Origin of the sequence: Herbaspirillum lusitanum P6-12, from assembly GCF_000256565.1 — a bacterium.
GTDB lineage: Bacteria > Pseudomonadota > Gammaproteobacteria > Burkholderiales > Burkholderiaceae_D > Herbaspirillum > Herbaspirillum lusitanum.
Window position 1 is genome coordinate 1 of record NZ_AJHH01000156.1, and the last position, 10,120, is coordinate 10,120.

The 10,120-nt window shown below is 57.5% G+C and carries 10 protein-coding genes and 2 pseudogenes; 10 read left to right on the plus strand and 2 right to left on the minus strand.

Features of this window, described 5'->3' with window-relative positions; all coding sequences use genetic code 11:
- Window positions 1-137: laccase domain-containing protein (locus HLUSI_RS31320; protein WP_193365569.1), on the plus strand; the 137-nt coding region annotated here is incomplete at its 5' end.
- Here HLUSI_RS31320 and HLUSI_RS0105255 read toward each other — a convergent pair.
- Complete coding sequence (locus HLUSI_RS0105255) at window positions 130-1,035, minus strand: LysR family transcriptional regulator (protein WP_029363148.1); 906 nt, start codon at window positions 1,033-1,035, stop codon at window positions 130-132. The genes HLUSI_RS31320 and HLUSI_RS0105255 overlap by 8 nt on opposite strands.
- 136 nt (window positions 1,036-1,171) lie before the next feature.
- Between HLUSI_RS0105255 and HLUSI_RS0105260 the strand changes: the two genes are divergently transcribed.
- Both HLUSI_RS0105260 and HLUSI_RS0105265 read left to right on the plus strand, forming a co-directional pair.
- Window positions 1,172-1,939, plus strand: coding sequence for a sulfite exporter TauE/SafE family protein (locus tag HLUSI_RS0105260; protein WP_407649299.1), 768 nt, complete (start codon window positions 1,172-1,174; stop codon window positions 1,937-1,939).
- A complete protein-coding gene (locus HLUSI_RS0105265; RefSeq protein ID WP_016832972.1) occupies window positions 1,930-2,172 on the plus strand; it encodes a hypothetical protein in 243 nt (80 codons plus the stop codon). Before HLUSI_RS0105260 ends, HLUSI_RS0105265 begins: the two co-directional genes overlap by 10 nt.
- Before the next feature lie 100 nt (window positions 2,173-2,272).
- On the opposite strand, the gene HLUSI_RS0105270 is transcribed toward HLUSI_RS0105265, so the two are convergent.
- Window positions 2,273-2,518 carry a hypothetical protein gene (locus HLUSI_RS0105270; protein ID WP_016832973.1) on the minus strand — a complete coding sequence of 82 codons (246 nt, stop codon included), beginning with the start codon at window positions 2,516-2,518 and terminating at the stop codon, window positions 2,273-2,275.
- A gap of 66 nt (window positions 2,519-2,584) precedes the next feature.
- On the opposite strand from HLUSI_RS0105270, the pseudogene HLUSI_RS27100 reads away from it, so the two are divergent.
- The 7 genes and pseudogenes from HLUSI_RS27100 to HLUSI_RS0105300 form a co-directional block, all read left to right on the plus strand.
- A pseudogene (locus tag HLUSI_RS27100) lies at window positions 2,585-4,240 on the plus strand (PHA/PHB synthase family protein); the annotation flags it as partial.
- 1 nt (window position 4,241) lies between these two features.
- Window positions 4,242-5,093, plus strand: a pseudogene (locus HLUSI_RS27105) (PHA/PHB synthase family protein); the annotation flags it as partial.
- A 166-nt stretch (window positions 5,094-5,259) separates the two neighbouring features.
- Window positions 5,260-6,000 (plus strand): 3-ketoacyl-ACP reductase, encoded by a 741-nt coding sequence (locus HLUSI_RS0105280; protein ID WP_016832978.1) that lies wholly within the window; start codon window positions 5,260-5,262, stop codon window positions 5,998-6,000.
- Window positions 6,001-6,172: 172 nt separating this feature from the next.
- Window positions 6,173-6,730, plus strand: a complete 558-nt coding sequence (gene phaR, locus HLUSI_RS0105285; protein ID WP_029363150.1) for a polyhydroxyalkanoate synthesis repressor PhaR — start codon at window positions 6,173-6,175, stop codon at window positions 6,728-6,730.
- A gap of 108 nt (window positions 6,731-6,838) precedes the next feature.
- Window positions 6,839-8,215: a 30S ribosomal protein S12 methylthiotransferase RimO gene (gene rimO / locus HLUSI_RS0105290; protein WP_029363151.1), complete on the plus strand. Its 1,377-nt coding sequence runs from the start codon at window positions 6,839-6,841 to the stop codon at window positions 8,213-8,215.
- Window positions 8,197-8,661 carry a hypothetical protein gene (locus HLUSI_RS0105295; RefSeq protein WP_238533923.1) on the plus strand — a complete coding sequence of 155 codons (465 nt, stop codon included), beginning with the start codon at window positions 8,197-8,199 and terminating at the stop codon, window positions 8,659-8,661. The genes rimO and HLUSI_RS0105295 overlap by 19 nt, the downstream gene beginning before the upstream one ends.
- Before the next feature lie 73 nt (window positions 8,662-8,734).
- Window positions 8,735-9,913: a cystathionine beta-lyase gene (locus HLUSI_RS0105300; RefSeq protein ID WP_016832982.1), complete on the plus strand. Its 1,179-nt coding sequence runs from the start codon at window positions 8,735-8,737 to the stop codon at window positions 9,911-9,913.
- The last annotated feature ends 207 nt before the right edge of the window (window positions 9,914-10,120 follow it).

A 10,120-nucleotide genomic window follows, 5' to 3' on the forward strand; every position in this document is an offset into this window, starting at 1 on the left:
CGCGCCAGCGGCTGGAGCAGGTTGGCGTGCGGCGGGTTGCGGGCGGCGGCTTCTGCACCGTCAGCGACAAGCGGTTCTATTCGTATCGGCGCGACAAGCAGACCGGCCGCATGGCTTCGCTTATCTGGCTCAGGTAGCCGCCACATCCGGTCCCGTCAATTGTTCCAGTAACTGCCGGGTATGTCCCGGCAACTCCTCGCGACTTCTCACGCAAATCAGCAACTGCCGTTTCGCCCATGCATCGCTGAGCGGTATGGAGTTGATTTCCATGGTTTGCTTGCAGCGCAAAGCCGCTGTTTCGGGAATCACGGCAATGCCCACTTCGCGTTCCACCATCCGGCAGATGCCATCGAAGCTGCGCAGCCTGACGCGATATTGCAGGCGTTTGCCGGCGCGCAGCGCATGACCGGCCAGATGCTCCTGCAGCGCGCTGCCGTTGCTCAGTCCAATAAAATTCCTGTCCACGAGTTCCGCGAACTGCAACGTCTTGCGGCGCGCCAGTGCGTGCCTGCGCGGCAGCACTGCGACCAGCCGGTCCTGACGGAAGGGAATGGTCTGCAACGGGCCGGTCGGCACTGAGTCGGCGACGATGCCGATGTCGGCGACGCCGTCGACGATGGCCTGGACGATTTCGTGGCTGAGCCGTTCTTCCAGATCGATGTCGATATACGGGTTTTGCGCCAGGAATGTTCCCAGCGCATCAGGCAGGAATTCGCTGATGGCCGCAGTGTTGCCGAGCAGGCGGATGTGGCCTTTGAGGCCGTGCGCATACTCGCTGAGCTCGTCGCGCAGCCGATCCATTTGCTGGTGCACGGTGCGGGCGTGGTGCAGCAGGGCGCGTCCGGCTTCGGTCAGTCGCACGCCGCGCCGTTCGCGCAGCAGCAAGGCCACGCCGAGTGCGTCTTCCATGCTGCGGATGCGCGCACTGGCGGATGCCAGCGCGAGATGAGAACGATCGGCGCCGGCGGTGATGCTGCCGGTTTCCGCGACATGCAGAAATAGCCGCAGGTCGCTCAGGTCAAGACGTGTGCTCATGATGGCGGATTTACGGATGGAGTTGGCGGGCCAGCCTTCGGCAGCAACGAAGGCTGGCTCAGTGTATTCCAGATTTTCCCGCATGACGATAGCTGGCAGACTTGGCGCATTGTTGAATGAATCCCGAGGAGCCGCCGTGCCGACCAGCTTGTCTTTTGATGCCGCCCATTTCATGTTGCTGTCCGCCGTTGCCGCCATCTTTCTGCTGGCAGGTTTCGTCAAAGGCGTGGTCGGACTGGGTTTGCCGACCGTTGCAGTGGGCTTGCTGGGTTTGTTCATGCCGCCGTTGCAGGCGGCGGCGCTTCTGATCGTGCCTTCACTGGTGACCAATGTCTGGCAATTGCTGGCCGGCGGACGTTTCATGTGGCTGTTGCGCCGGCTCTGGCTGATGCTGTTGGGGATCTTTGTCGGTACTCTGCTCGGCGCCAGTGTTTTGGCGACCGACGCAGGCGGGCGCGCGACGGTTTTTCTCGGCGTGGCGCTGGTCGTGTATGCCGTGTCGGGATTGGCGGCAGTGAAATTTTCGGTCAATGCCGGCAGCGAAAAATATCTGTCGCCGTTGATCGGTCTGACCACTGGATTTGTCACTGCAGCGACGGCGGTATTCGTGATTCCTGCGGTGCCGTATCTGCAGGCGCTCAACCTGGAAAAAGACGAACTCATTCAAGCGCTGGGTTTGTCATTCACGGTGTCGACGATTGCCATGGCGGCCGGACTTGCGCAAGGCGGCGCGTTGCAGATGGAAGGCGCGGCGATTTCGGCGATGGCGCTGGCGCCGGCGCTGGGCGGCATGTTCATCGGACAGTGGTTGCGCGGGAAGATCTCGGCAGTGCTGTTTCGCCGCTGCTTCTTCATCGGTTTGCTGCTGCTGGGACTGCACCTGAGCTCACATCTATGGCGCTGACGAATTTGCAGTTCGACGTCGAAACGCGTACGGATGGCTTGCGCGTTTACGCCAGGCTTGGACCGGAAATCGTCGGTGCGCTTGATGTGGGAAATTGCGCCCTGCGGATGGATGGGCGGACCGGCGCTGCGATCATCTATGTTGTGCCGCGCTGGCGCAGCAACGGCATCGAGGACGCGCTAATGGAATTCCTTGCGCTGCATGCGGCGAATATGCCATTTACGCGTAGCTGAACACGATCTCCAACTTTCGTATTTCTTCTATTGGCAGTTTTGCGCTGCCGTGTAATTCTCGCGCCTCATGTCGGTATGGCGGCGAATTTCTCATTGCGTGTCAGGACTCGTTTTTCGGATCCTGCACCGTCTCGTTTTCCGGGCCTTGTCCTGCCTCGCGCACCGCTTTCGATTTTTCCCGGATTTGACGATTCCGCTTGCGTTGCGGTGTACCCATCAGGTATAAAACAATTGTCAAGGGAAATACGCCGTACAGGAAAAACGTCATGATTCCTGCAGTGACCGACTGTTCGGTAATCGACATCATGAAGACGACATATAACCATGCGATTGCGACGATGTACATTGTGGTTTCTGGTTTCACAGACTGAGCGACAAACCGTAACAATACGCGAAAATTGTAGAAGCGAGCATGAATACGCAGAACCCGCAAAGCGTCCCTCCCGTTGTTTCAGCATGGCTCAGCCAGTTATCTGATCCCAAGACGTGGCAACAATCGTGGCAGACATGGCCGCAATGGCAATCGCCGGCTGTCGGCCAGCTTGACGTGCAGTCGATCCAGAAGCAGCTCGGCGATCTTGGCGCCACGCTTGATCCTGCCGACGTCGTCCGGTTGCAGCAAGACTACGCCGACCAGTTCGCGAGCCTGTGGCAGACCGCAGTAAACTCCCAGATTCCCGCCGTCACCGACCGCCGCATGTCTGCGCCGGCATGGCAGTCGAATCCGTTTTTTGCCTTTCATGCGGCGGCCTACCAGCTCAATGCACGCTTTCTGACTTCCATGGTCGATGCGGTCCAATCGACGGACAAGGTCAAGCAGAAGCTTCGTTTTGCGGTGCAGCAAATGATCGATGCGTTGTCGCCGGCGAACTTCCTGGCGACCAATCCCGAAGCGCAGCAAAAAATCATCGACACGCATGGTGAAAGCCTGACGCGCGGAATTGCACAATTGTTTGCGGACCTGCAAAAAGGCCGGGTTTCGCAAACCGATGAAACCGCTTTTGAAGTCGGCAGGGATGTCGCCACGACCGCAGGTTCGGTGGTGTTCGAAAACGAACTGTTTCAGCTCATCCAATACGCGCCGCTGACCAAAACGGTACACGCGCGTCCGCTGCTGATCGTGCCTCCTTGCATCAACAAGTTTTACATCCTTGATCTGCAGCCGCAGAACTCGCTGGTGCGTTATGCGGTGGAGCAGGGCAATACGGTTTTCCTGATTTCCTGGCGCAATGCCGATGCCTCGATGGAGACGGCGACCTGGGATCAGTACGTCGACGACGCGGTGGTGAACGCGATTCATGTGGCGCAAGAAATCTCCGGGCAAGACAAGATTAACGCGCTCGGCTTCTGCGTGGGCGGCACCATTCTTTCGTGCGCGCTGGCGGTGCTGGCTGCACGTGGCGAAGAACCGGTAGCCAGCCTGACGCTGCTGACGGCGTTCCTGAATTTCCTCGATACCGGCGCGATCGATGTTTATATCGACGACGTTCAGATCGGCATGCGCGAGCAGATGATCGGCAAAAGCGGACTGATGTCGGGACGCGATTTCGCCTCGGCGTTTTCGAGCCTGCGGCCGAATGATCTGCTATGGAATTACGTCGAGTCAAACTATCTCAAGGGCGAAACGCCGCAAGCATTCGATCTGCTTTACTGGAATGCCGACAGCACCAATTTGCCGGGGCCGATGTTCTGCTATTACCTGCGGCATATGTACCTGGAAAACGCGCTCAAGGAACCGGGCAAGCTGACCATCGCAGGCGAGAAGATCGATCTCTACAAGCTCAACATGCCTGCGTTCATCTACGCTTCGCGGGAAGATCACATCGTGCCATGGGCCTCGGCGTATGCGTCGACATCGATCCTCAATGCCAGGAAGCCGGGCAACAACCGCTTCGTGCTGGGTGCTTCCGGACACATCGCCGGGGTGATCAACCCGCCTGCGAAAAAGAAGCGCAGTTACTGGACCAACGACAAGATCGGGGCCGATCCCGAAGCATGGTTTGCCGGCGCGGTGGAACATCCCGGCAGCTGGTGGACGGAATGGTCGGATTTTCTTTCCAGGCATGCTGCTTTCCGGACAAGACAAGATCAACGCGCTCGGCTTCTGCGTCGGCGGCACCATTCTTTCCTGCGCGCTGGCGGTTCTGGCTGCACGTGGCGAAGACCCGGTAGCCAGCCTGACACTGCTGACGGCGTTCCTGAATTTCCTCGACACCGGCGCCATCGATGTCTATATCGACGATGTCCAGATCGGCATGCGCGAGCAGATGATCGGCAAAAGCGGGCTGATGGCGGGGCGCGATTTCGCCTCGGCGTTTTCGAGCCTGCGGCCGAACGACCTGCTCTGGAATTACGTGGAGTCGAACTATCTCAAAGGCGAGACGCCGCAAGCATTCGATCTGCTTTACTGGAATGCCGACAGCACCAATTTGCCGGGCCCGATGTTCTGCTATTACCTGCGTCACATGTATCTGGAGAACGCGCTCAAGGAACCGGGCAAGCTGACCATCGCGGGCGAGAAGATCGATCTCTACAAGCTCAACATGCCTGCGTTCATCTACGCTTCGCGGGAAGATCACATCGTGCCATGGGCCTCGGCGTATGCGTCGACATCGATCCTCAATGCCAGGAAGCCGGGCAACAACCGCTTCGTGCTGGGTGCTTCCGGACACATCGCCGGGGTGATCAACCCGCCTGCGAAAAAGAAGCGCAGTTACTGGACCAACGACAAGATCGGGGCCGATCCCGAAGCATGGTTTGCCGGCGCGGTGGAACATCCCGGCAGCTGGTGGACGGAATGGTCGGATTTTCTTTCCAGGCATGCCGGCAAGCAGGTTGCCGCGCCGAAGAAGGCCGGCAGCGCCAAATATAAAGCGATTGAGCCGGCGCCGGGAAGGTACGTCAAAGTCAGGGCCGAATAAGGTCTATACGACCAACAAGGTCTGCGAAGATCAACCAGGCAGTAAAGCAGCAAGCAGCAAGAACGGGATGCGATTTCATAAAGATGTCTGCATGCACGGCAACGTGAAATAGCAGTCGTCGTCATCCCCGGAACTTATCCACCCGACACAAATAGGAGGCAGGACCATGGTAAAACGTATCGCATATGTGACCGGCGGCATGGGGGGCATCGGTACCCCGATTTGCGCACGTCTGGCCAAAGACGGCTACACGGTAGTCGCCGGTTGCGGCCCCAATTCTGCCCGTAAAGACAAATGGCTGGCTTCCATGCGCGAGCAGGGTTTCGACGTCCACGCGTCCGAAGGCAATGTTGCCGACTGGGAGTCGACCAAGGCCGCGTTTGACAAAGTAAGGGCAGAGATCGGCGAGGTTGACGTGTTGGTCAACAATGCCGGCATCACCCGTGACGGCCAGTTCCGCAAGATGAGCAAGTCCGACTGGGACGCGGTCATCGACACCAACCTGAATTCGCTGTTCAACGTGACCAAACAGGTTATCGAGGGCATGGTGGACCGCAACTGGGGACGCATCATTAATATTTCATCGGTCAATGGGCAGAAAGGTCAGTTCGGCCAGACCAATTATTCGACTGCGAAGGCCGGCATTCATGGTTTCACCATGGCGCTGGCGCAGGAAGTCGCCACCAAGGGCGTGACGGTCAACACCGTGTCGCCAGGATATGTGGGCACCGACATGGTGCGCGCGATTCGCCCTGAAGTATTGGAGAAAATCGTCGCCGGCATTCCGGTCAAGCGTCTGGCAGAGCCGGAAGAAATCGCCTCCATCATCGCCTGGATTGCTTCGGATGAAGGTGGTTACGCCACCGGTTCCGACTTTTCGCTGAATGGCGGCCTGCACATGGGTTAACCGCGGCCGGGAATCGGGATGCATTTTTCCGATTTGTCGACTTGTATTTACGGGAAACTGCGTACTTGTATGCATGCGTAGTTTCCCGCCTATAATGCGTTACGCCAGCGGACCGACTTCAATCTAAAAACAGGGGTCCGCTTATATAGCTGAAAACAGACTGGAATTTCAGATGACAAGTGCAAAAAAATCAGGCGAGCGTTTAATTAAAAAATATCCAAATCGCCGCCTGTACGATACCCAAACAAGTTCTTATATTACGTTGACCGACGTGAAGCAGCTGGTCCTCGACGACGAGGAATTTGCTGTCGTCGACGCCAAGAACGGCGACGATCTGACGCGCAGTATTCTGCTGCAAATCATTCTGGAAGAAGAGTCGCATGGTGCGCCGATGTTCTCCAGCGCGGCGTTGTCGCAGATTATTCGCTACTACGGCCACGCCATGCAGGGCATGATGGGTTCTTACCTGGAAAAGAACATCCAGGCGTTTATCGACATTCAGAACAAGCTGACGGAAAACTCCAAGGGTTTCTATGAAGGCAAGCCGTTCAGCCCGGAAATGTGGGCGCAATTCATGAATGTGCAGGGGCCGATGATGCAAGGCATGATGAGCAACTACATCGAACAGAGCAAGACCCTGTTCGTCCAGATGCAGGAGCAGATGCAGAGCCAGACCAAGAACATGTTCGGGACTTTCCCGTTCGTTCCCACCGATCCGACCAAGAAGTAGTCATTCTGTCAAGGCGGGTGTGCCGTTTTACGGCTGCCCCGCCTGCCAAAGGGTACAATAGCGGCTTCGTCCTGAACTCCGTTTTTTTACCTTTTTAGTCCATCCGTCATGTCCAATGCTTCTCCCGTCGTACCCCAGGTAGCCCCCAAGGTCGGCTTCGTTTCACTCGGTTGCCCCAAGGCGCTGGTGGACTCCGAACAAATCCTCACGCAACTGCGCGCCGAAGGCTACGATACCGCCAAGTCCTATGATGGCGCCGATCTGGTCATCGTCAATACCTGCGGCTTCATCGACGCTGCCGTGCAGGAGTCGCTGGATGCGATCGGCGAGGCGTTGAGCGAAAACGGCAGGGTTATCGTCACCGGCTGCCTCGGCGCCAAAAAAGACGGCGACGGCGACGACCTGATCCAGAAAATCCATCCCAAGGTACTCGAAGTCACCGGCCCGCACGCCGTCGGCGAAGTCATGCAGGCAGTACACAAGCATTTGCCCAAGCCGCATGCTCCCTTCCTGGACCTTGTGCCGGCGCAGGGCGTGAAGCTCACGCCCAAGCATTTCGCTTACCTGAAGATTTCCGAAGGTTGCAATCATCGCTGCAGCTTCTGCATCATCCCGTCCATGCGCGGCGACCTGGTGTCCCGGCCGATCGCCGACATCATGCTGGAAGCCGAAAACCTGTTCAATGCCGGCGTCAAGGAATTGCTGGTCATTTCGCAGGACACCAGCGCTTATGGCGTCGACGTCAAGTTCCGCACGGGGTTCTGGAACGGCAAGCCGGTCAAGACCCACATGACGCAATTGGTCGAAGCGCTCGGCGAACTGGCCAGCCGCTACGGCGCTTGGGTGCGCCTGCATTATGTCTACCCCTATCCGCATGTGGACCAGATCATCCCGTTCATGGCGCAGGGCCACGTGTTGCCATACCTGGATGTGCCACTGCAGCACGCCCATCCGGATGTGCTCAAACGCATGAAACGTCCGGCCAGCGGCGAGAAGAACATTGAACGCATCCAGGCTTGGCGCAAGATGTGTCCTGATCTGACCATTCGCTCCACCTTCATTGCCGGTTTCCCGGGTGAAACCGAAGCCGAGTTCGAATACCTGCTCGACTTCCTCAAGGAAGCCGAAATCGACCGCCTAGGTTGCTTCGCCTATTCCCCTGTGGAAGGTGCGACCGCGAATCTGCTCGACAACCCGGTGCCGGAAGAAGTCCGTGAAGAGCGCCGGGGGCGCGTCATGCAATTGCAGGAAGAGATTTCCAAAAAACGTCTGCAAGCGAAAGTCGGGAAAACCTTGCGGGTGCTGATTGATGAGATTGATCGTAGCGGCGGCATCGGACGCTCGTCTGCAGATGCGCCTGAAATCGACGGCGTGGTCTACGTCAAGCCGCCGTTCGAACCGCATAAAAAGCTCGTGGTCGGCGAGTTCGTCGATGTCGTCGTCACCGCTGCGGATGCGCACGATTTGTGGGCGGCGGCGCAATGATGGCTGGCGTTTCAAGATTGTTGCTGTTGTTTGTGTTGTCCGGCTTTACCATTTGCACTCAGGCGCAGCAAGCTGTAGCCGGGGCTGCAGTAACCACGACGGCAGCGTCGCCTGCAGGAGCAACTCCTGGCAGTCTGCAGGAGATGCTGAGCAAGCCGGCAGTGCTGCGCGGCACGCTCGGCGATGCACAGGTCCAACTCAGCGTAAAGCCAAAGGCGGACGAAGACGGCCTGGAGGGGAAATATTTTGTGTTCGGCCAGAGCGCGCAGATATTGCTGGCTGGCGAAGTCGATCAGAACGACCTGATGATGGAAGAATCCCACAACGGCAAGGACGTGTCCGGCCAGTGGGAAGGCAGCTTCAAAAACGGTCTGCTCAGCGGGACCTGGTCCACGCTCGACGGCTCCGTCACCAAACCGTTTTCGCTCAAAGTCGGCGCACCTTAAGCGCCTGTGGCGCAAGCAGGATGATTCCTGGCGGTGCTGCGTCTTTCCAACCAGATTTCATTCGAGGCTCTTCGTGGCAGAAAAATATACCCCTCAGACCAGCCTGATTCACAGTAAGTACGCCGCGCCCGACAATTTCGGCGCGTTGCCGGTGGCCATCAACCACGCGTCCACGGTGCTGTTTCCCAATGTCGCAGCCATGCGAGCGCGCAACTGGAAAGAGAAGAGCGGCTACACCTACGGGTTGCACGGTACGCCGACCACGTTCACCCTGGAAGCGCGTCTTGCTGAAATCGAAGGCGGTCGTCATTGCCGCATCGTTCCCAGCGGTCTTGCCGCCATTGCCATGGTTAACCTCGCATTGCTCAAGTCCGGCGACGACGTGCTGTTGCCTGATAACGTCTATGGCCCGAACCGCGACCAGGTTGTCTGGCTGGAGCGAGACTTCGGCATTACGGCACGGTTTTACGATCCTCTGATCGGCGCCGGCATCGCCGGGCTGATCCAGGACAATACGCGCCTGATCTGGACCGAAGCGCCGGGATCGGTGTCCATGGAAGTTTCCGACGTGCCGGCCATTTGCCGGGCGGCGCGTGCTCGCGGTGTGCCGGTGGCGATGGACAATACCTGGTCGGCCGGACTGGCGTTCCGTGCTTTCGATCATGGCGTTGATATCGTTATGCAGGCGCTGACCAAATATCAGTCCGGCGGTTCGGACGTCCTCATGGGCGCCGTGATCACGTGCGACGATGAGCTCAACCACAAGATCGAACTGGCGCATATGCGGCTGGGTTTCGGCGTGGGCATGGACGACGTCTATATGGTGCTGCGCAGCCTGTCCTCGATGCGACTGCGTTTCGATGCGCACGATGCCGCTGCGCGCAAAGTGGCTACTTGGCTCAAGCAGCGGCTCGAGATCATCAAAGTCTTGCACCCGGCATTACCGGACTGCCCGGGACACGAACTCTGGCAGCGTGATTTCACCGGTGCAGGTGGTTTGTTCTCAGTGATTTTTGATGAAGGATTCAGCGAAGCGCAAATCGATCGTTTCGTCGACGGCTTGGCGCTATTCAAGATCGGCTTCAGTTGGGGCGGCGCCCACAGTCTGTGCGTACCTTATCGTATGCAAACCATGCGTAAGAGCTGGACGGAGAAGGGCGGACTGGTTCGCTTCAATATCGGATTGGAAGCGGCCGAAGATTTGATCGCCGACATCGCGCAAAGCCTGGATGCACTGCATGCTGCGAAGTAGGTTTTTGTCGCCTTGATATCAAGACCGCCAAATTTGACCTTGAAGGTAAGTATTTGTAAAAGTTAAGGAGTTTTCTCGAGGGTTCTTGTTGCAAAGTCTGAAATTTGAAGTTTTTTCGACTTTTTATAGTCGTTTGGCGACAACAAAGTAGGAAAACAGGACGATTTTCAATCGCAAGAAATATTAATAAAAATTTTTAAAAAAAAT